Annotated in this window: 24 protein-coding genes and 1 pseudogene; 7 read left to right on the top strand and 18 right to left on the bottom strand. The window is 66.2% G+C overall.

Annotated elements, in window-relative coordinates:
* The 6 genes and pseudogenes from I9018_RS21705 to I9018_RS21680 form a co-directional block, all read right to left on the bottom strand.
* Nucleotides 1-759 (bottom strand): helix-turn-helix transcriptional regulator, encoded by a 759-nt coding sequence (locus I9018_RS21705; RefSeq protein ID WP_228022328.1) that lies wholly within the window; start codon nt 757-759, stop codon nt 1-3.
* Between the two features lie 665 nt (nt 760-1424).
* Nucleotides 1425-2093: an HAD-IA family hydrolase gene (locus I9018_RS21700; RefSeq protein ID WP_068582679.1), complete on the bottom strand. Its 669-nt coding sequence runs from the start codon at nt 2091-2093 to the stop codon at nt 1425-1427.
* Nucleotides 2094-2194: 101 nt separating this feature from the next.
* Nucleotides 2195-3832, bottom strand: coding sequence for a WG repeat-containing protein (locus tag I9018_RS21695; protein ID WP_068582676.1), 1638 nt, complete (start codon nt 3830-3832; stop codon nt 2195-2197).
* Nucleotides 3833-4044: 212 nt separating this feature from the next.
* Nucleotides 4045-4446 (bottom strand): lysozyme inhibitor LprI family protein, encoded by a 402-nt coding sequence (locus tag I9018_RS21690; protein ID WP_068582674.1) that lies wholly within the window; start codon nt 4444-4446, stop codon nt 4045-4047.
* 38 nt (nt 4447-4484) lie between these two features.
* A complete protein-coding gene (locus I9018_RS21685) occupies nt 4485-4934 on the bottom strand; it encodes a GFA family protein (RefSeq protein WP_346780112.1) in 450 nt (149 codons plus the stop codon).
* 57 nt (nt 4935-4991) lie between these two features.
* Nucleotides 4992-5807 (bottom strand): annotated as a pseudogene (locus tag I9018_RS21680) (ADP-ribosylglycohydrolase family protein); the annotation flags it as partial.
* A 131-nt stretch (nt 5808-5938) separates the two neighbouring features.
* Here I9018_RS21680 and I9018_RS21675 point away from each other — a divergent pair.
* Nucleotides 5939-6397 carry an SRPBCC family protein gene (locus I9018_RS21675; RefSeq protein WP_068582651.1) on the top strand — a complete coding sequence of 153 codons (459 nt, stop codon included), beginning with the start codon at nt 5939-5941 and terminating at the stop codon, nt 6395-6397.
* Between the two features lie 80 nt (nt 6398-6477).
* Nucleotides 6478-7281 carry an aminoglycoside phosphotransferase family protein gene (locus I9018_RS21670; RefSeq protein WP_241107480.1) on the top strand — a complete coding sequence of 268 codons (804 nt, stop codon included), beginning with the start codon at nt 6478-6480 and terminating at the stop codon, nt 7279-7281.
* A gap of 264 nt (nt 7282-7545) precedes the next feature.
* Here the strand turns inward: I9018_RS21670 and I9018_RS21665 are convergent, their stop codons facing one another.
* Nucleotides 7546-8871: a PLP-dependent aminotransferase family protein gene (locus I9018_RS21665; protein WP_241107479.1), complete on the bottom strand. Its 1326-nt coding sequence runs from the start codon at nt 8869-8871 to the stop codon at nt 7546-7548.
* Nucleotides 8872-8960: 89 nt separating this feature from the next.
* On the opposite strand from I9018_RS21665, the gene I9018_RS21660 reads away from it, so the two are divergent.
* A complete protein-coding gene (locus tag I9018_RS21660; protein ID WP_241107478.1) occupies nt 8961-9593 on the top strand; it encodes a LysE family translocator in 633 nt (210 codons plus the stop codon).
* 23 nt (nt 9594-9616) lie between these two features.
* Nucleotides 9617-9961 (top strand): DUF4188 domain-containing protein, encoded by a 345-nt coding sequence (locus tag I9018_RS21655; RefSeq protein ID WP_241107477.1) that lies wholly within the window; start codon nt 9617-9619, stop codon nt 9959-9961.
* Between the two features lie 10 nt (nt 9962-9971).
* Here the strand turns inward: I9018_RS21655 and inhA are convergent, their stop codons facing one another.
* Nucleotides 9972-10658 (bottom strand): isonitrile hydratase, encoded by a 687-nt coding sequence (inhA, locus tag I9018_RS21650; protein ID WP_241107476.1) that lies wholly within the window; start codon nt 10656-10658, stop codon nt 9972-9974.
* Nucleotides 10659-10750: 92 nt separating this feature from the next.
* On the opposite strand from inhA, the gene I9018_RS21645 reads away from it, so the two are divergent.
* Entirely contained in the window at nt 10751-11737 is a 987-nt protein-coding gene (locus I9018_RS21645; protein WP_068582638.1) for a GlxA family transcriptional regulator, read from the top strand.
* Between the two features lie 7 nt (nt 11738-11744).
* Here I9018_RS21645 and I9018_RS21640 read toward each other — a convergent pair whose 3' ends face one another.
* The 9 genes from I9018_RS21640 to I9018_RS21600 form a co-directional block, all read right to left on the bottom strand.
* Nucleotides 11745-14183, bottom strand: a complete 2439-nt coding sequence (locus I9018_RS21640; RefSeq protein ID WP_241107475.1) for a PEP/pyruvate-binding domain-containing protein — start codon at nt 14181-14183, stop codon at nt 11745-11747.
* Nucleotides 14184-14197: 14 nt separating this feature from the next.
* Nucleotides 14198-15640 carry a TIGR01777 family oxidoreductase gene (locus I9018_RS21635; protein WP_103327053.1) on the bottom strand — a complete coding sequence of 481 codons (1443 nt, stop codon included), beginning with the start codon at nt 15638-15640 and terminating at the stop codon, nt 14198-14200.
* A gap of 15 nt (nt 15641-15655) precedes the next feature.
* On the bottom strand, nt 15656-16129 hold the full coding sequence (locus tag I9018_RS21630) for a hypothetical protein (RefSeq protein ID WP_241107474.1): 474 nt from the start codon (nt 16127-16129) through the stop codon (nt 15656-15658).
* 77 nt (nt 16130-16206) lie between these two features.
* Nucleotides 16207-17112 (bottom strand): alpha/beta hydrolase, encoded by a 906-nt coding sequence (locus I9018_RS21625; protein ID WP_241107473.1) that lies wholly within the window; start codon nt 17110-17112, stop codon nt 16207-16209.
* Nucleotides 17113-17171: 59 nt separating this feature from the next.
* Nucleotides 17172-17624 (bottom strand): hypothetical protein, encoded by a 453-nt coding sequence (locus tag I9018_RS21620; protein ID WP_053138859.1) that lies wholly within the window; start codon nt 17622-17624, stop codon nt 17172-17174.
* A gap of 32 nt (nt 17625-17656) precedes the next feature.
* On the bottom strand, nt 17657-18043 hold the full coding sequence (locus tag I9018_RS21615) for a hypothetical protein (protein WP_068582625.1): 387 nt from the start codon (nt 18041-18043) through the stop codon (nt 17657-17659).
* Nucleotides 18044-18164: 121 nt separating this feature from the next.
* Nucleotides 18165-18533 (bottom strand): VOC family protein, encoded by a 369-nt coding sequence (locus tag I9018_RS21610; protein WP_124348156.1) that lies wholly within the window; start codon nt 18531-18533, stop codon nt 18165-18167.
* Nucleotides 18534-18584: 51 nt separating this feature from the next.
* Nucleotides 18585-20411: a glycoside hydrolase family 15 protein gene (locus I9018_RS21605; RefSeq protein WP_124348155.1), complete on the bottom strand. Its 1827-nt coding sequence runs from the start codon at nt 20409-20411 to the stop codon at nt 18585-18587.
* 117 nt (nt 20412-20528) lie between these two features.
* Entirely contained in the window at nt 20529-21116 is a 588-nt protein-coding gene (locus tag I9018_RS21600) for a TetR/AcrR family transcriptional regulator (RefSeq protein WP_241107472.1), read from the bottom strand.
* 125 nt (nt 21117-21241) lie between these two features.
* On the opposite strand from I9018_RS21600, the gene I9018_RS21595 reads away from it, so the two are divergent.
* Both I9018_RS21595 and I9018_RS21590 read left to right on the top strand, forming a co-directional pair.
* Nucleotides 21242-22414, top strand: coding sequence for an MFS transporter (locus I9018_RS21595; RefSeq protein WP_068582612.1), 1173 nt, complete (start codon nt 21242-21244; stop codon nt 22412-22414).
* A 155-nt stretch (nt 22415-22569) separates the two neighbouring features.
* Nucleotides 22570-23310 carry an alpha/beta fold hydrolase gene (locus tag I9018_RS21590; RefSeq protein ID WP_068582609.1) on the top strand — a complete coding sequence of 247 codons (741 nt, stop codon included), beginning with the start codon at nt 22570-22572 and terminating at the stop codon, nt 23308-23310.
* A gap of 55 nt (nt 23311-23365) precedes the next feature.
* Here I9018_RS21590 and I9018_RS21585 read toward each other — a convergent pair whose 3' ends face one another.
* Nucleotides 23366-24334 (bottom strand): siderophore-interacting protein, encoded by a 969-nt coding sequence (locus tag I9018_RS21585; RefSeq protein WP_241107471.1) that lies wholly within the window; start codon nt 24332-24334, stop codon nt 23366-23368.
* Nucleotides 24335-24432: the final 98 nt, after the last annotated feature.

The following is a 24432-nucleotide window of genomic DNA, read 5'->3' as shown; positions in this document are numbered from 1 at the left end:
TCAGCGGTAGAACTCCGATGGCGGGGTGCCGAACTGGCGCTTGAAGGCGGCGGCGAAGGCACTCTGGCTGTCGTAGCCGTGTTGCAGGGCCACCTGCACCACGGGCATGCCCTGGGCCAGGCACTCCAGGGACATCAACAACCGCGCCTGCTGGCGCCAGCGGCCGAAGGTGATGCCGGTGTGGCGCTGGAACTGGCGGTGGAAGGTCTTGGCGCTCATGGCCAGGCGGTCGCTCCATTGCTCGGCGGTGCGGTTGTCCGCCGGGTCTTCGGCCAGGGCCTGGCAGACCTGGAGCATGCGCGGTTCCTGGGGCCAGGGCAGGCTGAATGGCAACACTGGCAGCGAGCGCATTTCATCGAGTATCAGGCGCATCAGCCGGCCATCGCGGCTATCGGCCTGGTAGTGCTCATCGACCTGGGAGGCGGCCAGGATCAATTCGCGCAGCAACGGCGAGACCTCGATCACGCAGTCGTTCTCGGGTAGGTCGCTGATGGCGTCGACGTTGACGAACAGGCTGCGCATGCGCACAGCCCCGCGCATGCGCACCCGGTGCTCGACCCCGGCCTGCAGCCAGACTCCGCGGCTGGGCGGCACCACCCAGCGTCCGGATTGGGTATCGATCACCAACACGCCTTCGATGGCATAGGCCAGTTGCGAGCGGGGATGGCTGTGGGAGGGGATCACATGGCCGTTGGGATAATCCACGGCAATGCTGGTGACCGGTACCGCCAGGCTGTCGATGGACGAAACTACAAGCAGGTCGGACATGGATGCATCGCCTCCAGGCAGGACAAAGGGTGTCCATCATAAAGTGCAATGTCCATTTCGAGACAATGAAAGAGCACTTGCTGCCGTAGTCTCAGTTGCTGCCGATAATCCGCGATTTCAACGTAGGCCGCTGACAAGCGTGGTGGCAGCAGAACGCCAGGCAAAAAAAAGCCCGCGATGAGCGGGCCAAATGGGATTCGTTAAGGAGTGGCTCTCAATCTAATGCTGGCGAGGTGAAAGAGCTGTGAAAAAAAGGTCGCGTTTAGGAAAACGCGCATTGGTTTTTTCCAGAATCCCACAGGTCTTTAGGAATTATCTGATGTAGCCAGTTGCGGCCTCCCACGTAACATGGCTCCCTGCTCGCCCAGCCAAAGGGGGGCTTCGGCTTAGATACCACTGCCGAAGTAATGGGCGAGCACCCTTTCTCCCTCCCGACTCCTCGCTTGAATCCCCACTTCCTTCGTATTTTGCCCTGCACCGCCAGTTCATCGCCTGTACGGCGTGCCTGCCAAACCGTGCAGTTCAGCGCCGGCGCTGCGGATACCCACCCGGCGTAACCGGACAGGCTGCTGACGTGCGAGGTGCGAGGTGCGTGGTTGGCAGGTGGTGGGTCATTAGAGCCTGCAGTGGTGGCTGGCGCAGGCTCTGGCAGCTCCTTAGGCAGGCAGACCGAGCCGATGATGGATCTCCGACCACAGTTGCGGGTCGTCGAAGTCGCGGATAACCCGGTGGGCACCCGCCTCCAGCAAGGTCCGGGGGTGTTGGCTGGTGGCCAGGCCGAAGGTGGGGATACCGGCCCCGACCGCGGCTGTCAGCCCCGGGACCGAGTCTTCGAAGGCCAGGGCTGCACTGGCGCTGGCACGCAGGCATTCCAGGCCGCGAAGGTAGGGCAGGGGATCGGGCTTGGCCCGGGGTAGTTCTTCGGCCACCAGCACTTGATGCAGGCGTTGTTCAAGGCCCAGGGCCTTGAGCATGTGCTCGGCGTTGGCCCGTGGAGCGTTGGTCACTACGCAGGTAGCAATGCCGTGCTGCTCGGCGAAATCCAACAGGCGCAACAGTCCGGGCATCGGTTCCAGTTGTGCTGACAGTTGGCGAAAGCGCTGTTCCTTGCGCTCGGCAAAGGCCTCGTGCTCGTTCACGCTGCGTTCGGGGAACAGGTAGCGGCACATGTTGGCGTTGGCCTGGCCGCTGACATGGGCCATGAATTCCTCATGGCCGAAGTCCCGGCCTTCTTCCTCCTGCAACAGTTGTTGCAGGGCCAACAGGTGCAGGGCATCGGTGTCGGCCAGGGTGCCGTCAAGGTCGAAGAGCAAAGCGTTGAGCATGGGAGACAGTTCCTGTCGGGCCCCATCTGGGCCGGTTGGCTGAATCGATCAAGCCCGCATCCTAGCAGGCTTGATCGCAGCCGTGGCCGCTCAACTAAGGGTCAACCCTCGGCTGGGCCGTCTTCGTCGGGCTGTGGGCAGTGCTCTTGTGGGTTGGTTGGCCACAGCACCTTGCCCTGGCCATCGAGCACTTGTTCGGCACCGCATTCGACCTGGGTCACCTGGAAGCTCGGGGTGCCGTCCATGCGGTACAGCGCCTTGATGGTGCGGGTCTGGTCGTCGCCGAGGCCTTCCACGGCATAACCGAAGATCGCGCCACGGGCTTCATCGATGACCAGCTCCTGCCACTTGCCGGGAATCAGGCGTTGGCCCTTCATGTCCAGCAGCGCTACGGTGGCCAGCGGCGAGGTGTCTTCGCTGGCCAGCAGGTAGTGACCGGTGCTGTCCAGGTGGATGTCCACGTATTGGCCTGGCTCCATCAGTACCTTGCCCGTGGCGTCCATCAGGCCGACGGTGGCGGTCTTGGTCGCCTCACCGAACAGGGTGACCGGCTTGGTCGGGCTGTCAGGCGTGCTGAAGGCGAACAGGTCGGGGGTGATTGCACCGATATTGGTGTAGGTCGGCTTGAACAGTTCGACACCCTTGTCCACATCGAAGATGCCGTAGGTCGCGGTGAACGCGCTTTGCAGGGTACCGATCTGGTTCAGGCCGGCCACCTGGGGGAACAGGCCGTAGGGACTGAAGCCTGCCGGTTCCGCCGAGTCGTATACCGGCTGCACTTTCCACTGGCCCTGCGGGTCGATCATGCCGATCTTGCCGCTTTCGCCATCGGCGCCCTTGGCCGTGACCAGCGCTCCTTGCTTGCCGAACACTTCGCAAGTGCTGAACTGGGCCTGGATCACCGTCTTGCCTTGCAAGTCCAGGTAGCCACAGGGGCTGTCGTATTTTTCCCTGAAGGCCACCCGGCTTTCGCCCGGCACGCCCAGCCAGTAGTACTGGGTACCGCCGACCAGCTGGGCCTGGGCATCGGCCAGGAACTTGCCTTGGTCGTTGCTGACCACCAGGTACCCGTTGGCGGCGCTGTCGATGTTGTCGAACGCGACTTTCTTTTGCTCGTGGGTCTTGAGGTTGAACGCCCACTTTTCTTCGCCGCGTTCGGCGGTCATCCACCAGCCGCGCTTGGCGAAGTCGTCGCGCACCACGCTGCTGTCATACAGCGCCTGGGTCAGTTCCTGGCCCTTGGCGTCCAGCAGGCCGCGTTTCTCGTTCAATTCATAGACGATGAAGTCGTTCTGGCCTCCGACGTACAGGTCATCGAAACGCGGCGGCTGGACTTCCTTGCCGCTCTGGTCGATGACGCCCACTTTGCCGTCCTTGCCAAAGCCGAAGTAGCCAGGGGTCAACAGACGCAGGTCATCGGTGAAATTGGCCAGCAGGATCTGCTTGCCGTCGGCACTGGCCAGGTTCCAGGTCCCGTCCTTGGCGAACAGGAAACTCTTGTCCAGGGGCAGGGTGACGACAGCCTCATAGTCGTTGTCGGCACCGACCAGCACCGAGCCGTTCTGGTCCAGCACTGCGCATTCGCCGTTGGCGCACACGGGAATCACCATGGCGGCGGGTGCCGGGGCAGGCGCGGCGGCCACGGTCTTGGGACTGGATTCTTCCTTGCATCCGGTCAGGGCCAGAGCAGACAACGAGAGGATCAGCGAGCCGAGACGGGCGCTGGCGCTTCTATCCATGAACGAAGGTTCCTTTGCAATAGGGGGGGAATTGCACTGCCTGCGCAAGCGGCCAGGCAAAGCGGGGTGATTCTGCGGTGGCGACGGATAAATGCAAGATCCAATTGCAAAGAAAACCACCGGTACAGCCCACTGCGCCGTACAAGGCCCAGACGTTTTTCACGACATGGCGCGTGGGGCAACAGTCCAACGAGGCTGGAGACAGGCGCCTTCTACCGTCCCAGCACCGGGCAGCTCACATCACCTTCCTCACACTTCAGGTAGTTCTTGAAGTTCTCCACCCGGGCCTTGGTCAGTGCCGTCATGCACTGGCTATAGGCCAATGGGTAGAGGCTGCCACCTTCCACGCCCGAGGTAGCGTAGCCGCACTCGGCATCGCGGAATGCCACCCAGGCGCGCTGGGCGCTGACCAGCCGCTGCTTGCTGTGCGCCTGGTTCTTCAGGCCCTGGCTGATCTGTTGGTACAGGCTGTTCAGCTCCTTGTCCGCAGCCTTGTACTGGACGCTGGCGCACTGGTTCAGGGCGGCTTGGTCGGGAGCATCGCTGCATTCGTCGGCGTGGGCCAATGGCGCCAGCAGCAGGGGCGCAAGGGCCAGGATCAGGGTTGGGCGCATGGAGGGTCTCGCAATCGGTCAGTGGGAAGAATCGCAGTCTAGTCGCGGCCGGGTTGCCATTCGGGCCAGCTGTCCAGGCCTGCATGGGCCAGCCAGGGCACATCGTGGGAGGTCCAGATATGCATCTGCGGCATCTGCCCAGGATCATCGTCCAGGGTCGCTACCCGCAGGATCACATGGGGTTGTCCTGCACGTTCAGCTAGAAGGTGGGAACCGCAGACCGAGCAGAAGTGCCGCAGCTTGCCCGGGGACGATTGGTAGCTGCTCAGGTGTTCCTGGCCCCGCAGCCAGCGGAAGTGTTCGCGCATCACCCCGGCTGTGGAGGCAAAGGCAGCGGCGTGGGCCTTGCGGCAGGTCTGGCAATGGCAGTGGCCGATGGGCATGTCCAGGCGCTCGACCTGATATTGCACGGCCTTGCACAGGCAACTGCCGTGCAACGGCCGGGCGGGCGCTTGGCGTTGGGCCGCGGCCAGCAGGTCGTCGGCCATGGCCTGGATCTCCTGGCCCATGTGCAGCTTGGCCAGCCAGGGCCCGGGTATGCCCTGGATGCCGTAGAAGGCTCCGGCCAGTTGGCCGACGATGGCGGCGGTGGTGTCGGCATCGTCCCCCAGATTGGCCGCGGCCAGCACCGCATCGGCGTAGTTGTCGCTGTGCTGGAAGCACCACAGCGCCGCTTCCAGGGAGTCCACGCAGTAACCGTTGCCGCGAATCTCTTCGCGGCCCTTGCTCAGGTAGCTACCGCGCGCCAGGGTCGCCACCTTGGCTTGCTCGAACCGCATGTCCTCCACCACCTGCAACTCCTGCTTGGAGGCGCCGGCCAGGGCCCTGGCGATCAGGCTGGCAAACAGTTGGCAGCATTCGATGGCTTCGGCGGCGCCATGGGTGGTGCGCGAGCTGTCGCCAGCGAACTGCCGGACCCGGGCCAGGTCAGGGTAGAAAAACAGCACCACGGGGGCCAGGCGCATCAGCGAACCATTGCCGGCGGTATAGGGATCGCTGGAACCGGCGAAGGGCTGGCCATGTTCCTGATAGTCGGCCAGGGCCTGGCGCACGGTCATGCCGATGTCGAAGCATTCGCCGGTGGCGCTCAGATAACCCCACTGCCACCAGTTCAGGTAGCGGCCCATCTGGTCGGCGGCATCGAACCCGTCCTTGCGTAGCAGGCTTTCCCCCAGGCACAGGGCCATCGAGGTATCGTCGGTCCACTGGCCGGGCTTGAGGTTGAACGGTCCGCCACCTTGCAGGTCAGTAACGGGTGGGAAGCTTCCACGAGGCTTGAATTCGACGCTGGTACCGACGGCATCGCCGCAGGCCAGGCCCAGCAGGCTGCCGCGATAGCGGTCGAGGAGGGCGAGGGGCATAGCAGGTCCTTTGCAAAAGCGTTGGGTGGGTGACATTAGCATTTTTATCCATGGCCGCCGGGCCGGTCCGCAAGCAACTGACGGTTGCGCTCGACCCAGGGCGGTCTAGTGTTCATCACTGGAGGTGGCTTATGAATTCTTCAGATCGTATCGAACGCAAGATCCTGCTCCAGGCCAGTGCGGCGCAGGTCTGGGCCGCGCTGAGCGAGGCCGAGAGCTTCGGCCGCTGGTTCGGCGTGACACTCGCTGGCGAGCATTTCGCTCCGGGCCAGCGGACCCGTGGCGCCATCACTTACCCCGGTTACGAGCACCTGGTGCTGGAGGTGCAGGTGGAGCAGATGCTGCCCGAGGAGCTGTTCTCCTTCCGTTGGCACCCTTATGCCGTGGAGCCGGGCCACGACTACTCGAGCGAGCCCACCACCCTGGTGCGCTTCGAGCTGGACGAACACGCCGAAGGCACCTTGCTGCGGGTCAGCGAATCGGGGTTCGACGCCATTCCCGCCGAGCGCCGGCTCAAGGCCTTTCGCATGAACAGCCGCGGTTGGGACGAGCAGATGGGCAACATCGAGAACTACCTGCGCCAGCAATGATTGCCGGGCCATCAACCTTGCGCTGGTGCCCGGGCCGTTTGAAACTTGCAGCTTGTCGCTGACCGCTCGGAGCTGCTGTTGTGTTTGCAACCTACATTGAACGCTGGCGCCTGTTGGCCGATGGCGAACCCATCGTGACCCCCGGCAGTCGCCTGTTGCCGGTGCGCCTGGAGACGGGCGCACCGGCGATGCTGAAGATCGCCCTGGATGAAGACGAACAGGCCGGTAACCGGCTGATGGCCTGGTGGGGCGGTGAGGGCGCGGCGCGGGTACATGCCCAGCAAGACGTTGCGCTGCTGATGGAGCGGGCCATGGGGCCGGGTTCGCTGATGCGCATGGCCCTGGCCGGTGACCACGACGCGGTCAGCCAGATCGTCTGCGCCACCCTGGCGCGCCTGCATGCGCCACGGCCTGACCCCCGGCCACCCTTGCTGGCGCTGGACCACTGGTTCAAGGACCTGCATGAGGCGGCACGACAACAGGGCGGCCTGTTCGTCCAGAGCCTGGCCATGGCCGAGCACCTGCTCGCAACACCTCGGGATGAAGTGGTCCTGCATGGCGATGTACATCACGACAACGTATTGGATTTCGGCGAGCGTGGCTGGCTGGTAATCGACCCCAAGCGCGTGTACGGCGAGCGCACGTTCGACTTTGCCAACCTGATCTGCAACCCGGACCTGCCCAGTGCCACCGATCCCCTGCGTTTCGAGCGCCAGGTACGGGTGGTCGCCTGCGCGGCCAATCTGGAACCCCAGCGGCTGGTGCAGTGGGTGCTGGCCTTCAGCGGCTTGTCCGCCGCCTGGTTTCTCCAGGACGATCATCAAGCGGGGGCCCGGCACCAGCTCAAGGTCGCGGCTTTGGCGGTTCAGGCCCTGGCGGGCTGATCTAGGGGATTGCGTAGGTGCGCTATAGCCAATTTCCTACACGCGCTGTATTTCAATGCGCCTTCTGCCTACCCAGGTACATGTTTAATATCTCTTCCCACAACTGCAGCGCAGGACGCGCTTCAGGATTACGGAAGATCGACCATTAGCACGGATGCTGCAGACAGGATGTCATGATGGTCTTGAAAGAAACCCGCTTCGGCGGGTTTTTTTTCGCCTGGGTTTTCATCGGGCCGGAGCCCGCAACGGCGAGGCTCCGGTCGGTCACCGGGTGACTTCGCTGTGCACCTTGTGCAGCGCCTGCTCCAGCAGCGCCGGGCTGATCGAACCCAGGGCCAGGCGCAGCGCCTGGGGTGTGTGGGTTGTGGTGGCGAAGGGATCTGCCGAGGTCACGGTTACCTTCTGCCGGGCCAGGGCCGCCACCACGCTGTCGGCCCGACGACCGTCCTCCAGCTTCAACCAGAGAAAGTAGGACGAAGGGTTGGCCAGGTAATCGCAACCCTGCAGCACCCGTGCTGCCAGGTGCTGGCGTTGGCGGGCGTCGTGGCGCTTCTGCTCTTCCAGGTTGTCCACCAGCCCCGATTCTATCCACAGGCAACCTAAGGTCACGGTCAGGGTCGGGGTGCTCCAGCTGGACACTCGAATCGCCCGTTCCAGGGCCGGGATCAACGCCGGGGGCGCGACGATGAAACCGATGCGCAGCCCCGAGGCGACGCTCTTGGACAAACCCGAGATGTACAAGGTGCGCTCCGGCGCCAGGGTCTGCAGTGGTGGCGGCGCCGGTTCGGCGAGAAAGGCATAGGCACCGTCCTCGATCAGCCAGAAGTCATGCTCGCGGGCCAGTTGCACCAGGCGCTGGCGCTGGGCCAGGGGCATCACCGTGCCCAGGGGGTTGTGCAGGGTGGGCATGCAGTACAGCGCGCGCACCGGCCGCCGGCGACACAGCTCTTCCAAGGCGTCGAGGTCGGTCAGGCCATCGATCTGCGGCAGGGGTTCCAGGTCCAGGCGGTGGACCAGGGCCAGGCTCTTGAGGCCCGGGTACGTCAGGGCGTCCACCGCCAGGACATCCCCGGGCCGCAGCAGCGCCAGCAGGCTGACCGCCAGCCCCTGCTGGGCGCCATTGACGATCAGCACCTGCTCGGCACCGACGCGGATCTCGCGATTGCGCAGGTGCCGGGCCGCGGTCTGGCGTTCGTGCAGGCGCCCGCCCTGGGGAGCGGAATGCAGCAGGGCATCCAGGTCGCCGGAGGCGGCGATGGCCCGCAGGCCCTCACGCAGGTTCTGTTCCTGGCCGGGCAGGGCCGGGTAGTTGAAGGACAGGTCCACCTCGCAGTCCTTGGCCGGTTGCTGCTCCAGGCCCATCCCCCGGCACAGGCTGCTATCGCGTACGAAGGTCCCGCGCCCGGCCTCACCCACCACCAGGCCAATGGCTTCCAGCTCCTGGTAGACCCGCAAGGCGGTGGCCAGGGCTACCCGCTCCCTGGCCATCAGCGCCCGGACCGTGGGCAACTGGGTGCCGGGCGGCAACTGCCCGGCACGAATGCGCAGGGCGAAATCATCGACGATGGCCTTGTAGCGAGTGCGGCGCATTGCTGGGCTCCCGGTGTATCTAGAACAGTTTTTTGTTTGTATCAGGAAGGGCCCCTAATCTACCGGCTTTCCCGCAGGAGCGCACAAGCATGCCGGACTGGACGACCCTATCGATCTTCATCGGTGCCGTACTGTTGTTGCTGTTGTCACCGGGGCCGAACATGGCCTTCGTCCTCAGCCAGGGCATGGCCTATGGCTGGCGGGGAGGGATAGCTTCGGGGCTGGGGATCGGGGTCGCGGATATCTGCCTGACCCTGCTCACCGCCACCGGCGTCACCACCCTGGTGGCCAGTTGGCCGCCGGCCCTGGACCTGATTCGTTATGCCGGGGTCGCCTACCTTTTGTGGCTGGCCTGGAAGGCCCTGGGCAGCAGGGCGGGCTTGAACCTTGCCGACACGCCCCGGGCGCCGCTGGCCACGGTGTTCGTCCGGGCCATGGGCAACAGCCTGCTCAACCCCAAGGCGCTGTTGTTCTTCATGGTCTTCTTACCGCAGTTCGTCAGCCCCGGACAGGGCAGCATCGCCTGGCAATTGGGGGTCCTGGGCTTGGTCCTGACCCTGGTCAGCGGCGTCTTTCATACCTGCCTGGGAGTCTTTGGTGCCGCGCTGGGCCGTGGCCTGGCCGCTCGTACGGCAGGTGTTGCCAGGTTGCAGTCCTGGCTGCTGGCGGCGGTGTTGCTGGCCCTGGCCTTGCGCCTGGCGCTGATGACCCAGCCGAGCTGATTTTTCCCCAATGGAGTCCGAGCATGTACATCGCCGCCTTTATCTACAAGCCCGGCCAGGCCGACGAAGAGTTCCAGCGTTTGAGCGCGACCATCGACGAAGTTGCCGCCAGCCTGCCGGGTTTCGTCGGTGCCCAGTCCTGGACCAACGCTGGCCAGGGCCTGGTCAACGCCAGCTACTACTGGGAGGACGAGGCATCGATCCAGGCTTTCGCCCGCGACCCCCGGCACCTTGCCGCCAAGCGCCAGTACCGGCGTTGGTACGCCGGTTACCAGGTGGTGATCTCCAGGGTCGAGCGGGTCTATGGCGATGGCGGCATTGACTCCTTGCTGGCCAGCGACCGCCACGGCCCGGTACGCCGCGCCTGAGGGTGCCGGATCAGCCGGCCTGCAACCTGGCGGCGGCGCGCAGGGTGATTTCCCGGCGCTTGTTCAGGGAGGCCGTGGTGGCCTGGCGGGCTTGTTGCACCAGGGGGGCGGGGGCGGTGTCCGGGCTGCCAGCGTCGAAGGGCGGGGCCGGGGCATATTCCAGATCCAGCTGCACCCGCTGCGCAGTCTGTGGGTCGAACAACTCGGCGGCCAGGGTCAGGGCGAAGTCGATGCCCGCGGTGATGCCGCCGCCGGTGAACAGGTTGCCATCGCGCACCACTCGTTCATGGACGGGAATAGCCCCCAGCAGCGCCAGCAACTCGTGGTAGGCCCAGTGGGTGGTGGCCCGCTTGCCCTGTAGCAGGCCGGCGGCGCCGAGCACCAGGGAACCGGTGCAGACCGAGGTCAGGTAACGCACCTGGGTGGCCTGCTGGCGGAGAAAATCCAGCACCTGTGGGTCTTCCATCAAGGCCCCGACGCCGGCCCCGCCCGGTACGCAGAGCACGTCCAGGGGCGGGCAGGCGGCGAAGCCAGTGGTGGCTTGCAGCAGCATCCCGGCACTGGAGCTGATCGGCCCTGGCTCCTTCCACAGCAAATGCACTTGCGTATCCGGCAGCGCCGCCAGCACGTCATAGGGGCCAGTCAAGTCCAGTTGCTGGACGCCTGGGAACAACAGAAAACCGATCTGCACGGCCATTGCGAGCTCCTTGTATCGATGGGGTGGACGAGCTGACTCTAGCCTTCTAGGATTTGGCGCATACGCCAACCTGCCCTCGATTTACGCCAATCATGCCCAGCACCGCGAAAAACGTCTTTGTCCTGGCTTTTGCCAACGCCCAGTTGCTGGATGTCACCGGGCCCTTGCAGGTGTTCGCCTCGGCCAATGACCGGGCCCGCGAGCGGGGGCTGCCGTTACCCTATAACCCCCGGGTGGTGGCAAGCCCCGGCGGGGCGACCCTCAGTTCGTCGGGCCTGGCGTTGTTGGCCGACCCCCTGCCGGGCCTGGAGCAGGCTTGCGATACCTTGATCGTGGCCGGTGGCGGCGGGGTCTACGCGGCTGCCCGTGACCCTCAGCTGGTGGCCTGGGTCGCGACCCGGGCGGGGTCGGCACGGCGGGTGGCCTCGGTCTGTACCGGGGCTTTCCTGCTAGCGGCCAGCGGCTGGCTGGATGGCCGGCGGGTGGTGACCCACTGGACTCGCTGCGAGCAACTGGCCGAGGCCTATCCGCAATTGCGGGTCGAGGCCAACCCGATCTTCATCAACGACGGTCCGGTCTGGACGTCGGCCGGGGTCACTGCCGGCATCGACCTGGCGCTGGCCCTGGTGGAGGCTGACCTGGGGCGCGAGGCAGCCCTGGAAGTGGCCCGGCAACTGGTGGTGTTCCTCAAGCGCCCGGGCGGGCAGGCGCAGTTCAGCGTGACCCTGGCGCTGCAGAACGGTGGCGGGCGTTTCGATGGGCTGCACGCCTGGATCGCCGAGAACCTCAACCGGGAACTGACGGTGCCGGTGCTGGCCGAGCAAGCGGCCATGAGCGAGCGCAGTTTCGTGCGCCACTACCGTGCCGACACCGGCCAGACCCCGGCCCGGGCGATCGAGCTGATCCGGGTGGAAACCGCCCGCCGTTTGCTGGCCGACACTGGCCTGTCGATCAAGCGCATTGCCGTGCAGTGCGGTTTTGGCAGTGAGGAGACCCTGCGCCGCAGCGTGTTGCGGGCCCTGGGCGTGACGCCCCAGGCCTATCGCGAACGTTTCGCCGCCACCCAGGAATCCTCCTGAGCCACCCTCAGTCCTGGACCAGGTTCAGTTGACCGTCGACATAGTGCACTTCGCGGCCCATCCAGTTCGGATCCACCTGGGGCAGCACCGCCGAGGGCTTGCGCAGTTCCCGCAGCAGGGTCGAGCCATGGGACAGGCGCCCGCCCATGCGTGCGATCACTGCCCGGGCCTGCTGGTAGTGGGCATGCCGGCCGGGGTCGAGGGTGTCCTCCAGGAGAATGTCCACCCCGAGGATGCCCTGGGCCTGGCCCGGGTAGATCATGAAGCCACTGGCCTGCTCGCTGCCTTCGCGGCCGTCCTGCCAGAAGCTGCCACCGCGACTGCGCACCTGTTCGTGGGGAGCGAACCAGTAGTCGCGATCGGCCTCGGGCAGTGCATGGTGCAGGCCCATGAAGAGGCGCATCAGGTTGTCCCGGTACCATTCGCGCACTTGCAGGTAGTAGCCGCGCATGCCCGGCAGGCCCAGGCGATGGGCCAGGGCGACGGCCGGGCTCCAGCTTGGGAACGCCTGCAATGGCAGCGGCGCGCATGCCGGGCGCGCAGTGCCGGGATCGGTTTCCCAGGGCAACCGATGGGGGCTGTGCTCCAGGTTGTCGTAGGCGGTGGGCGGGCGACCGAGCAGGGCGCCACCGCTGCTGGCCAAGGCCGTGGCGATGCACAGGTTGCCCTGGACCACGAACACGTAGAAGCGGCTGAACCAGTCCGCCAGTTGCTGGCCCGAGGCCCCGGCCTCGCGCAGTTGCGCCAGTTCCCGCTCGAAACGCCGCAGGCCCGGTTCCAGGGTCAGCAGGTGGCTGCGGGCGATGAATTGCATGCGCAGCAGGCGTGGTAGCGAGCGCAGCAGGCGCAGGGGCCGCAAGGGCAGGGCCGGGGCCGCGCCACCGACTTCGGCGGCATAACCGGAGGAGGGCAGGCCCCAATCCGCCAGGCGCGCCAGGAACAGGTCGTTGTTGATGTAGGAGGCGCCGCCGAACAGGGCGGTAAACGGCTCGTTGTTCTCCAGTACCCGGCTGTCCCAGCGGGCCATGATCGCCGGGATGCTGGCCGCTGCCCGGCGCTGGCCGTACTCGACGAAGCGGCTGGGTTGTGGTGGCAGGATCTCGGCGATGTTGGCCGCGGTCAGGTGCCGGCGCCAGCCGTAGTCGCTGATTGGGCGGTATTGCAGCAGCCACAGTTGCTGGCCATCCCAGGCCCACTCGATGTCGCCGGGGACGTAGTGGAAAACCTTCAGCACCCCTTGCAGAAAGTCCCACAAGGCCTTGGCAGACAGGCCGTGGCGGGTGGTAAAGGTGCCGCTTTCCCAAGCCTGGCCCAGGCGCGACAGCACCGCCCGCTCGGGGCTGGCCTGGCCATCGGCGAGGCTTTCCAGGTGGCCCTCGACCCATTCCAGTTCCACCGCCAGGTGGCGCACGAAGGCGATCCCCGACAGCACCGGCTGGACGAAACGCTGCACCACCACTTCCTCGACCCCGCTCCGGCGCAGTTCGCTGATGCGTTGCGCCACTTCGCTGGCGGCCACCCGTAGGTAGGTGGTGCTGAGCCCGGCGTTGGCCGAGTCGGCCTGGTCTTCGCCATAGCTGGAGGAACGCACGGCCCACAGGGCATCGGGCTGGCTGGCCAGGAGCGATGGCAGGCGCGGGTCCTCGGCGCTGTCCAGGCTCAGGGCGGCCGGCACCGGCTGGCCGGCCCATTGTGCAAGATGCAGGCGCCCGCCCTTGGTGTGGGCGACGAAGCCATCGTTGGGCGCCTCGATCCAGGCGACGAACTCGGCCGGCGCATCGATCCACGGGTAGTGGCCCCAGCCCGGGCGCAGGCTGATCCGCAGGTCGGCGCGGGCCAGGATCGCGCTCCAGGCTGCGGCCTGGGCGCTGCCGAGCAGTTGGTCCTGATCACCCCAGACCAGCTCCACCGGGTCTTCGATCCATTCCAGCAGCGGCAGCGCGGTGTCGGCCCGCAATTGCTCCCACAGCGGCACGAAGGCCCGGCAGCGGGCATAACCTGCACCCATGCGCCGGTACTGCTGGGGGCTCCAGCGCTGGCGCGAGAACTTGTGGGCGAACCAGGCCGGACGCTGGCCGAGCAAACGGTGGATCAACAGCCGCACCGGCAGTGGCGACATCAACGCCGGCAGGCGCCGTTGCCAGAGGAAGGCCCCCACCGGCGACAGCAGCACGCTGCGGGAGAAGTGCCCGGGACGGCGCTGCAAGGCATGCAGCACCACCAGGGCGCTGATGCCCACGGCGACGATGGCGTTGCCCGGGGCGGTCAGCGCCAGCAGGGCCTCGGCGTACTGCCCCAGGTCGTCGCACGGTGGTTGTGGGTTGTCGCCGAACCCCGGCAGTTCCAGGGTTTGCACTCGATAACGGCGAAAGTGCGGTACGGCATCGTCCCACCAGTCGCTGGCGCTGCCGTTGCCCGCCAGCAAGTACAACAGGGGCTTGCTCATCGAGGCTCCTCGGTTCAGGCCAGATCGCGCAGGGCGCTGTCCAGGGTCGGGTAGCGGAAGCGGTAGCCGGCCTGCAACAGCCGCGCCGGCACCACCTTCTGGCCATCGAAGAACAGCTGGGCCATTTCCCCGGCCAGGGCCCGCACCGGCGCTGCGGGTACATGCAGCCATACCGGGCGCTTGAGCAACTGGCCGACGCTCTCGGCGAACTGCCCCTGGCTCACGGCATCCGGGGCCACCAGGTTGTAGGTGCCCTCCAGGGATTCATCGCGCATGGCGCGGGCCATCACTTGCAGCACATCGTCGCGGTGCACCCAGCTCATGATCTGCCGACCATCGCCCATGCGCCCGCCAAAACCGAAGTAGAAGGGCATCAGCAACGGCTTGAGGGCGCCGCCGGGGCCGAACACGATACCCAGGCGCAGCACCACCTGGCGTACGCCGAAGCGTTTGGCGGGCTCGGCCGAAGACTCCCAGCGGGCGCACAAATCCGCCATGAAGCCTTCGCCACGCGCGGCGTCTTCATCCAGTTCCTGGCTGGCATCGCGCACCCCGTAGAAGCCGATGGCCGAGGCCTGGATCCACAGCGCCGGCTTGTGCTGGGCGTGTTGCAGCCAGTTGAGCAGGCCTTCGGTGGTGCCGACCCGGCTGGCCAGCAGCTGTGCCTGGCGCTTGGCCGACCAGCGCGGCCCGGCCACCGGGGCGCCGGCCAGGTTGATGATCACGTCGAACGCTTCGCCGTGGCCCAGCTTGTCCAAAGAGCGCAGGCAGCGGGCGCGACCGTCGAACAGGTAGGCGGCGCGCAAGGGGTCCCGGGCCAGCACGCTGACCGTGTGGCCGGCGTCGAGCAACTGGTTGACCAGCGCTTCGCCGATGAAGCCGGTGCCGCCGGTGACCAGCACCCGCTTGCCTGCGCCGCCGGTGAACGGATTGATCGCCTGCCCCTGGCGTTGCAAGCGCAGGGCCGCCAGGCCATCGCGAATCCCCGAGGCGCTCACGCCCACGGCGAACAGGCTCAGGGCCCAGCCCTGCCAGCCCAGGTCGATAGGGGCCAGGGCGCTGGGCAAGCGCGACCATTCCAGCAGTTGCAGGCCGTACAAGGCGAAGAAGGCGCCGGCATTGATCGCCAGCACCGTGTGCATGATGCGCTCGATGGCCGGCAGCTTGCGGCTACGGTCCTCGACCACGAAGTCCCACAGGGTCAGGCCGATCTCCAGGGCGAACAGCAGGGCGATCACCAAGGCCCAGATGCCTTGGAACGCCAGGTGGGCGATGCCCATGAACAGCACGCCGTAGAAGCACGAGCGCAGGGCATGGATGCTCAGTTCCTTGCGCGCGCTGTGGCGTTGCGGCAGGGCCACGGTGAGTTCGTGGTGGTAGAGGGTGTCCAGGGCGCCCAGCACCCCTTGGGCGAGCAGCAGGGCGACGGCCCACTGCAGGAACGGCAAGTCAGCCACGATGATGAAATCCTTTTACGAAAGAGAGCGAGAGGTAAGGCGGTCGTGGCGGTACAGCCAGGCCAAAGGTGGCAGCAGCACCAGCAGGGCGAAGCTGTCGATCCACAGATGGGACGACATGCCCACCTGCCAGGACAGCCACATGTCCTGGGGCGCCCAGAGGACGATCCCGACCATCAGCCAGGCCCAGGCCGCCGGCGCGCGCAGGCGATCGCCCAGGTACACCAGGGCCAGCAGGTACAGGGCGTAGCTTTGCAGCGTGGCGCCGAACAGGCCCAGCCACCAGACCTGCTGGGCCCGGGCCGGCGCCGGGGCGGCGGCGCCCCAGAAGGCTTGTTCGATGCTGGCCAGGTAGTCGTTGAACAGCGCCTGGTGGTCGGCCCAGGTCAGCAGCAGGCCGGCGAGCAAGTGGCCGGCGCCGGCGGCGTACAGCCAGAGCACCAGGCCCCGGCGCAGGCCAGGGCGTGAAGAAGAGGCGGCGGATAACATTCCATGTCCTGTGGGGGGATCGAGGCCGCGCAGTGTACCGATTTTTCCCCCGCCATGGCGTGCGCCAGTCGCGCTCTTCAAGCGTCTTGCAGCAACTCCAGCAGGGCCTCGAGGGTGGCTTGCGGCGCCTCCTGGGGCACGTTGTGGCCGACCCCGGGCAAGATCCGCCGTTCATAACCGCGGGTGAACTGCGGGCCGTCGGGGTCCGGCACCAGCGGCGCGCCGACGCCATCGTCGGCGCCGCACAGGGCGATGGTCGGCACCTGGATCGGCGGCTGGGCCAGCAGCGCCTGCTCGATGGGTTCCAGCGCCGGATCGCCCGGGGCGTAGCCGAAGCGATGGCGATAGGAGTGGATCACCACCTCGACGAAATCCGGGTTGTCCAAGGACGGCGCGCTCAACCCATAGAGCCCGGGCCCTTGTTGCCAGGTCGGCGACCACAGGCGCCACAGCAGCTCGCAGAATTCCCGGCGGTTGGCGCACAGGCCATCCACCCCGCGCTGGGTATTGAAGTAGTACTGGTACCAGAGCCGCAGCTCGGTTTCCGGAGCCCGGGGCTCACAGGCCTTGGCGATGTCCTGGATGTTGTAGCCGTCGGCACTCATCAGGCCGCGCACCCGGTGCGGCCAGAGGGCCGCGACGATGCACGCCGCGCGTCCGCCCCAGTCGTAGCCGGCCAGGGTGGCCGTGGGCAGTTGCAGGGCATCCATCAGCTCCAGCAGGTCCTGGGCCAGTGCCGCCTGTTGCCCGGAACGCATGATCCCCGGGTGGGTGAAGCGCGTCGGCCCATAGCCGCGCAGGTACGGCACGATCACTCGATAACCGCGCTCGGCCAGGGGCGGCGCGATCTCGTCGTAGGCCCGTGGATCGTAGGGAAAACCGTGCAGCAGGATCACCGGCTCGCCACCACGCGGGCCGTGTTCCTCGTAGGCGATATGCAGGCTGGCAGTGGTGGCGTGATGCAGGGCGGCTGGGCTGGGCATGGCGACTCCGGTATTCGGTGGCTCGCAACACCCTAGCGCAAAAATGGCTTGCAGGTGATCTACAGCGATTCGTACTGGCCCTCATCGTCCACGTAGAACACTTCGCTGAGGTACCAGCGCTGGTCACGGAAGATCAGCTGGTAGTGATAATCGGCGGCAAACCCCGTACCGGGCGTGATCGCCCGGGTTTTCACCAGCGCGCGATCACCGGTACGGCTGCTCGAGAGAACTTGCTCATAGCCCGTGCCGTGGCTGGCCGGGGAGGTGAAGGCAATCGGCTGGCCCTGGAAGCCCGGCAGGCAGAACTTGGCCAGCAACCGGGCGTACTCCTGCTGCGCCAGGTCGAGCGATTGCAGGGGCGCGTCCACCGGCTGGCGTGCGCTGGCGTTGTCGCTCCACTGCTGATAGTCGGCAATGAACTGGCGCACCAGAGCTTCGGGGGAGTCGCTGAACGAGGCGCACAGGGCGACGTTGCTGAACAGCAGGGCAAACAGGGCGACCAGTGTTTTCATCGGGGTGGTGTCACTCGTGGTGGTTTCGTGGCTCAGGCTTCATGCAGACCGTCGGCGTCGCGCCAGTAGAGCGTGGATTCGTACTGGAACGAGAGGATGAACAGCGCCTCGCTGTTCTGGGCAATGCTGTCCAGCAGTCGTCGCAGGTCATCCAGGGCGCTGTGGCCCTCGGGTTCGGGGCCCTTGATGCGCAAGTAGCAGCGCAGGCCGACGGCGAAGTCGCAGCCTTTGCGGTCTTCGGCGCGGATTTCGGGCTCCAGGTTCGAATCCTCGTTGTCAAGGCTCAGCCCTGATGGGAAGGTCGCCTGCAGGCCTCCGGACGCTGGGGCCATTTCGGCTCCCGCAAGACCCTCCAGCAGACGGCCGAGCAGCGCCGTGGTCAGGCGTTTGTCGGCTTCAAGGTGCAACTCCAGGCTCATGAGGGGGCTCCAGGGGAAAGTCGAGGGGCGGATTCTAGCGCGGTGTCGCTCGCCGCACCGGCTTCACTTGCAGGTCGGTGCTGTGGACACGCTGCTTGAAGGAGGAGCGCCATTTTTCACCTCAGGCCAAGGGCGCCGGCTGGCGCAGGCCGATGCAGTTGCCCCAGGGGTCCTGCACCTGGCAGATCCACTCGCCACCTTCGATGGCCATGGGGCCGCGATACAAGCGACCGCCCAGGGCCTCCAGGCGCTGCAGTTCACCGGATAGGTCGGCGACGCGCCAGTACACCACGCTGCCCGCCGGGCCCTGGCCGACCTTGGCGTCGCTGGGGACGATTTCCAGGGCCAGCTCGCCCAGTTGCAGGTGCCCGAAATCATCGGGCTCATGCCGCACCCGGCGGGCCTGGGGAAACGCCTGGGCGTACCAGTCAGTGGCGGCGCGCCAGTCGGCGGCGTGGATCATCACGGCGATGATCGGTGAGTCGGGCATGGGCACATCCATTGGGCCGGGGAGGAGGGCGCCTGTGCTCACAGGCGGCGCTCAAGGTTGCCAGACCTCCTTGTCGCCGCTCAAGCGCCGGTCGAGGAAACAGGCCGCGCTGATCAGCGCCAGGTGGGTCAGGGCCTGGGGCGTATTGCCCAAGTGGCGGCCGTGGGGGTCGAACTCCTCGGCGTACAGGCCCAGGGGGTTGGCATAACGCAGCAATTGCTCGAACTCCAGGTGCGCCTGCTCCAGGCGCCCGGCCCGGGCCAGGCATTCGACGTACCAGAACGAGCAGGCGGCGAACGCGCCCTCGGTACCGTCCAGGCCGTCGATCCGGCTGTCGTCGTTGCGGTAGCGATAGACCATGCCGTCGCGCACCAGGCTGTTCTCGATGGCCTCCAGGGTGGACAGCCAGCGTGGATCACGGGCACCGACGAAGCGTACCAGCGGCATCAACAGCATCGAACCGTCCAGGGCGGTGCTGCCGATGCGCTGGACGAAGTGCCCGCGCTCTTCGTTCCAGAACTGGCTCCAGATGTCGTCGTAGATGGCCTGGCGGGCCTGGTCCCAGCGGGCGAAGGGCGCCGGCAGCGAGCGCTTGGAGGCCAGGCGGATGGCCCGGTCCACCGCCACCCAGCACATCAGCCGCGAATGCAGGAAGTGATGCTGCTCGCCGCGCATCTCCCAGATTCCCACGTCCTTGTGCTGCCAGCCGGCGCAGACCCGGTCCACCACCTGCACCGTGTGTTTCCAGCCCTCGTGGGAGATTCCTTCGCCGTACTTGTTCACCAGGTACACCGCATCCAGCAGCTCGCCGAAGATGTCCAGCTGCACTTGTTCGTAGGCCTGGTTGCCGATGCGTACCGGCTGTGCGCCGCCGTGGCCGGACAGGTGCGCAAGCTCCATTTCCGGCAGTTCCTGGCGCCCGTCAATGCCATACAGCACGTTGAGTTTCGTCGGCTTGCCATGGCAGTCGCTGACCCGTCCGCGCAGCCAGCGCATGTAGGCGTTGGCTTCCTCGACGTAGCCCAGGCGCATGAAGGCGTAGACGGTGAACGACGCATCGCGGACCCAGGTGTAGCGGTAGTCCCAGTTGCGTATCCCGCCCGGGCTTTCCGGCAGGCCGAAGGTCGCCGCGGCGAGAATCGCGCCGTGGCGCCTGGAGGTCAGCAGCTTGAGCGCCAGGGCCGAGCGATTGACCATCTCGCGCCAACGCCCGCGGTAGTTGGAGCGCCCGATCCAGTCGCGCCAGAACCTCAGGGTGCGGCTCAGGTGCAGGTCGCCGGCGCCGCACTGTACCCGCGGATCGTCACTGCCGCCGAGGATGAACTCGGCGCTCTGGCCTTGTTCCAGCTCGAATTCGGCCACGGCCGCGTCCTGCTCCAACTGCAGCGGCCGGTCGCCCACCAGGCGCAGGCCGGGCTGTCCAGGGGCCTGGAAGCACACCGCGGCGCCGTCCATCCGCGCCTGGGTGCTGGCCCTGGCGTAATCCAGCCGTGGCGCGCAGTGCAGGTGCAGCCTGGCCCGGCCGCTGACCACTCGGACCCGGCGGATCAGCAGCGGCAACAGCTCGACGTCTTCATCGATGGCCAGCAGGTCGGTGACTTCCACCACCGCTTCGTTGCCCAGCCAGCGGGTCTGCAGGACGTTGCTGTCGGGCAGGTAGATCTGCTGGCGGCGGGCATTGGCCAGCGCCGGCGCCAGCTGGAAGATCCCGGCGCTGGGGCTGTCCAGCAGGGCGCAGAAGATCGTCGGGCTGTCGAATTCCGGCCAGCAGAAGAAGTCGATGCTGCCCTGGTCGTCCACCAGGGCGGCGCTGCGCATGTCGCCGATGATGCCGTGGGCGTCGATGGGACGCTGGGTCGCAGGATGCTGCTCGGCCATGGTCGCAAGACTCCGGGTTCAGGCCCATGCCACAGGCGATGGGCGGGGCGAAGGTCAGGCCGGGCGAGGACGCCCGGCTTCTGTTGAGCTGACCTGCGCAGCGCCCCGGGAGTTCACTCAGGGCTTGGCGCGCAATCCCCGCAACAGCAGTTCCAGGCCCTGCAGCGCTTGTTCCAGGCGTTTTCCGGGCGCTGCGTCGGCGGCGATCCACAGCGCGGTATCCACAAGGCTGCCATTGACCAGGCGGGCCAAGGCCTGGCTCGGTGCGGGGCTGATGATCCCGGCCTCGGCCAGGGCTTGCAGGCGCTGGCCCAGGGAGTCGATGCAGTGTTCCTGGTCCGGCAGGCGTTCGCCCAGGACGGCCCGGGCGTCCTGCAGGACGATGCGCTGGATTTCCGGCTCCTGGGCCATCTCCAGGTAGGCCCGGCAACGCTGGGTAAAACCCTCCCAGGGATCACCGGCCTGGTCGCTGACCTGGTCCAGGCGGGCGTCCATCTCGCTGTCGATCTGCTCCACCACCGCGGCCAGCAGGCCTTGCTTGTCACCGAAGTGGTGATACAAGGCACCTCGGGTCAACCCGGCTTCAGCGGTCAGGTCGTCCATGGAAGTCTTGGCGTAGCCCAGGCGGGCAAAGGCCAGGCGGGCACTGGCAATCAGCTTGGCGCGGGTGGCCTCGATCATTTCGGCGCGCGGGCGGCTGCTCATGAAAACAATTCTCCAACACATGATGGATTGACATACGTGGCGTATGTTTTCATGCTTTTTAACATACGCGGCGTATGTGTAGCTACTGCAAAGCCGCCCTGAGGACCCATAAGGAGTCGTTGTACATGGCAAACCCCTACCGCGAGTTGTTCAAGGCCCCCGGCAGCCGGGCGTTCGTGCTGGCCGGGATGATCGCGCGCATGCCGATCTCCATGACCGGCATCGGCCTGATCACCATGCTGGCGCAGTTGCACGGCGGCTACGCCCTGGCCGGTTCGGTGGCGGCCACCTTCGCCCTGGCCACGGCATTCTGTGCGCCCCAGGTCTCGCGCCTGGTGGACCGCTTCGGCCAGGGCCGGGTTTTGCCTGTGGCGGCCGGACTGGGTGGCGGCGCATTGCTGGCGCTGTTGTTGTGTACGCGCCTGCAGGCCCCGCACTGGACCTTGTTCCTCTTTGCCGCCCTCGCCGGTTGCATGCCCAGCATGTCGGCCATGGTCCGGGCCCGCTGGACCGAGTTGTACCGAGGGCAGCCGCAGTTGCAGACCGCCTACGCCCTGGAGTCGGTGCTGGACGAGGTGTGCTTCATCGTCGGCCCGCCGATCTCGGTCGGCCTCAGCGTCGGCCTGTTTCCCGAGGCCGGGCCGCTAGTGGCGCTGCTGATGCTGGCGCTGGGGGTAGGGCTGTTCGTGGTGCAGAAATCCACCGAGCCGCCGGTCCATCCCCATGACGAAGAGCATTCGGGGTCGATCATCCGTTCCGGGCAGATCCGCATGTTGCTGTTGCTGATGACGGCCATGGGCACCATTGTCGGCGTGGTGGACGTGGTCAGCGTGGCGTTTGCCCAGCAACAGGGGCAACCGGCGGCGGCGAGCATCGTGCTGTCGATGTACGCCACCGGTTCGTGCCTGGCGGGTATCGCCTTCGGGGCCTTGAAACTGTCCACGCCATTGCCCCGCTTGTTCATGTACAGCGGCATCGCCACGGCCGTCACCACCTTGCCGTTGTTGCTGGCCAGCAACGTCCTCGGCCTGTCGCTGGCGGTGTTCGTCGCCGGGCTGTTCTTTTCTCCGACCCTGATCGTGGCCATGGCCCTGGTGGAGCGTATCGTGCCGCCGGCCAAGCTCACCGAGGGTTTGACCTGGCTGGTCACCGGCCTGGGTATTGGCGTGGCCCTGGGGGCGGCGGGTTCCGGCGCCCTGGTGGATCACTTCGGTGCCCGCAGCGGTTTCTGGCTGGCCCTGGCCGGTGGAGGGGTGGTGTTGGGCGCGGCGCTGCAAAGCTATCGGCGTTTGCGTTGAGGGCAATCGGGACTAATTTGTCTCGGGCGTATCGCGTTTTGCTTGTGCAGCCCCTGGAAAAAGGTCCCGAGCCACCGAGGTGAATCACCCCCGGTTTGGGCTGGCCCAATCGGTTTTCAGGGGCGTGCCGAGCGATCATTTGTCGAGGGATAACCGTGACCCAGTTGAACCTGCTGTGCCTGCCGTATTCCGGAGCCAGTGCCATGGTCTATAGCCGCTGGCGGCGCAAATTGCCGGAGTGGCTGCACCTGTCGCCGGTAGAGCTACCCGGGCGTGGCGCCCGCTTCGCCGAACCCTTTCACACCGACATGCGTGAGCTGGCCGGGCAATTGGCCCTGGAAATCCGGGACACTTTGCGTGCGCCCTATGCCTTGTTCGGCCACAGCCTGGGGGCCTTGCTGGCCTGTGAACTGGCCCATGCCCTGCGGGCCCTGGGTTGCCCGGAACCGGTGGCGCTGTTCGCTTCGGGAACCGCAGCACCGACCTTGCGCACCGAATACGACCGAGGTTTTGCCGAACCCAAGACCGATGCGCAACTGATCGAGCAATTGCGCACCCTCAACGGCACCAGTGAGGAAGTGCTGGCCAACCGGGAGTTGATGAACCTGACGTTACCGATCCTGCGGGCCGACTTCCTGTTGTGCGGGCGCTTCCGTCCACTGCAACGCCCGCTGCTCAATTGCCCGGTGCACGTGCTGGGCGGCAGGGCCGATCGCGCCACCACCGAACAGTTGATCGGCTGGAGCAAGGAGACCCATGGCGGGTTCTCGGTGGACATGCTCGCCGGTGGGCATTTCTTCATCCATGAACATGAGGCCAGGGTGCTGAGCCTGATCAAGGGGCACCTTGAGGTGCATCGGCGCCGCCACCAGCCACAAGTCGCCATGTCCCTGTAGCCGCTAAGGGCTACAGGCGGTTCAAGCGTCGCAGGGCGTGGCCCTGCGACGCGGATCAACCCAGCGAAGTGCCCATGCGCCAATAACCCATCAGGGTCAGGTTGCGCCGCTCCTGGCCGCGTTCGTTGATCAGGTGGCGGCGGATCTTCATCACCGTGGCCGATTCGCCGGCGACCCAGGCATAGAACTGGTTGTCCGCTGGCGCTGCGGTTTCCCAAGGACGTTCCTGTTCGTCGCGCCCGGCATTCTTGACCGGTCGTCTTCCAGCGCTGGGTGGTGGCAGCTCGGCCAGCTCCCGAGCGGCATGGATCAAGGGTTCGCCATGCTGGGCGTCGAGCAGGTCGCGAGGCAGCCAGTTCAACCGGGTTAGCGGGTGGCAGCCCAGCTCGATGCAGTCATGTTCGTGGGGGACCTCGATGAACACCTGCACATCCGGGTAGTCCGGGTATTGCTTGAGTTCTTCGAGAATCCCGGCAATGGCAGGCAGAGCGGTTTCATCACCCATCAGCAAAACCTTGCGGATGCCGCTTGGTGGAATCCATTCATAACCGCCGGGGTCGCCACTGAAGGCCTTGTTCGGCACCACCATTTGCAGGTGGTCGCCTGGTCGGGCACAAGTGGCCCAGCTCGAAGCCGGCCCATTGATCCCATGCAGCACGAAGTCCACATCCAGCTCCGCCGGTTGCAGGCGCAGCGCTCGGATGGTGTAGGTGCGCATCGGTGGTTGCTGCTCGCTCGGCAGCTTGCGCCGCACGGCATGCCAGTCGCCCTCCACCGGCAATTGCGGGGGGCTGCCGTCGGCCGCGGGAAACAGCAGCTTGATGCGCTGGTCCGGGGCCAGGGTGCGGGCCTGGGCGATGTCATCGCCGCTGAATACCAGGCGCACCAGGGAGGGGCTGAGGGCAATGCGCTGCTTGAGTTCGACGTTGATCACCCGGTAGCCCTTGGGTTTTGGTCGGTCGATACCGGTCAGTTTGCGCAAGCCTTGGGCGAGGATGTCGGTCAGCGATTGGGCGGAAGACATGAGCATTACCTGCTGCTGGAAGGATTGAAGAAGAAACGAAGGATTACTGGGTGGATTTACCGCCGCCGCTGACCCTCCAGTGGCCTGTAGAGGCATGC

The organism is Pseudomonas sp. MPFS (genome assembly GCF_022537035.1).
Classification (GTDB): Bacteria; Pseudomonadota; Gammaproteobacteria; order Pseudomonadales; family Pseudomonadaceae; genus Aquipseudomonas; species Aquipseudomonas sessilinigenes.
This window is presented reverse-complemented; position numbering and strand designations above follow the sequence as displayed.

Bases quoted from the DNA above. Each gene is read 5' to 3' on its own strand.
- I9018_RS21700 (WP_068582679.1), bottom strand. From the start codon at position 2,093: ATGCTCAACGCTTTGCTCTTCGACCTTGACGGCACCCTGGCCGACACC.
- I9018_RS21695 (WP_068582676.1), bottom strand. From the start codon at position 3,832: ATGGATAGAAGCGCCAGCGCCCGTCTCGGCTCGCTGATCCTCTCGTTG.
- I9018_RS21690 (WP_068582674.1), bottom strand. From the start codon at position 4,446: ATGCGCCCAACCCTGATCCTGGCCCTTGCGCCCCTGCTGCTGGCGCCA.
- I9018_RS21685 (WP_346780112.1), bottom strand. From the start codon at position 4,934: ATGGCCGACGACCTGCTGGCCGCGGCCCAACGCCAAGCGCCCGCCCGG.
- I9018_RS21675 (WP_068582651.1), top strand. From the start codon at position 5,939: ATGAATTCTTCAGATCGTATCGAACGCAAGATCCTGCTCCAGGCCAGT.
- I9018_RS21665 (WP_241107479.1), bottom strand. From the start codon at position 8,871: ATGCGCCGCACTCGCTACAAGGCCATCGTCGATGATTTCGCCCTGCGC.
- I9018_RS21660 (WP_241107478.1), top strand. From the start codon at position 8,961: ATGCCGGACTGGACGACCCTATCGATCTTCATCGGTGCCGTACTGTTG.
- I9018_RS21655 (WP_241107477.1), top strand. From the start codon at position 9,617: ATGTACATCGCCGCCTTTATCTACAAGCCCGGCCAGGCCGACGAAGAG.
- inhA (WP_241107476.1), bottom strand. From the start codon at position 10,658: ATGGCCGTGCAGATCGGTTTTCTGTTGTTCCCAGGCGTCCAGCAACTG.
- I9018_RS21645 (WP_068582638.1), top strand. From the start codon at position 10,751: ATGCCCAGCACCGCGAAAAACGTCTTTGTCCTGGCTTTTGCCAACGCC.
- I9018_RS21640 (WP_241107475.1), bottom strand. From the start codon at position 14,183: ATGAGCAAGCCCCTGTTGTACTTGCTGGCGGGCAACGGCAGCGCCAGC.
- I9018_RS21630 (WP_241107474.1), bottom strand. From the start codon at position 16,129: ATGTTATCCGCCGCCTCTTCTTCACGCCCTGGCCTGCGCCGGGGCCTG.
- I9018_RS21625 (WP_241107473.1), bottom strand. From the start codon at position 17,112: ATGCCCAGCCCAGCCGCCCTGCATCACGCCACCACTGCCAGCCTGCAT.
- I9018_RS21620 (WP_053138859.1), bottom strand. From the start codon at position 17,624: ATGAAAACACTGGTCGCCCTGTTTGCCCTGCTGTTCAGCAACGTCGCC.
- I9018_RS21615 (WP_068582625.1), bottom strand. From the start codon at position 18,043: ATGAGCCTGGAGTTGCACCTTGAAGCCGACAAACGCCTGACCACGGCG.
- I9018_RS21610 (WP_124348156.1), bottom strand. From the start codon at position 18,533: ATGCCCGACTCACCGATCATCGCCGTGATGATCCACGCCGCCGACTGG.
- I9018_RS21605 (WP_124348155.1), bottom strand. From the start codon at position 20,411: ATGGCCGAGCAGCATCCTGCGACCCAGCGTCCCATCGACGCCCACGGC.
- I9018_RS21600 (WP_241107472.1), bottom strand. From the start codon at position 21,116: ATGAGCAGCCGCCCGCGCGCCGAAATGATCGAGGCCACCCGCGCCAAG.
- I9018_RS21595 (WP_068582612.1), top strand. From the start codon at position 21,242: ATGGCAAACCCCTACCGCGAGTTGTTCAAGGCCCCCGGCAGCCGGGCG.
- I9018_RS21585 (WP_241107471.1), bottom strand. From the start codon at position 24,334: ATGTCTTCCGCCCAATCGCTGACCGACATCCTCGCCCAAGGCTTGCGC.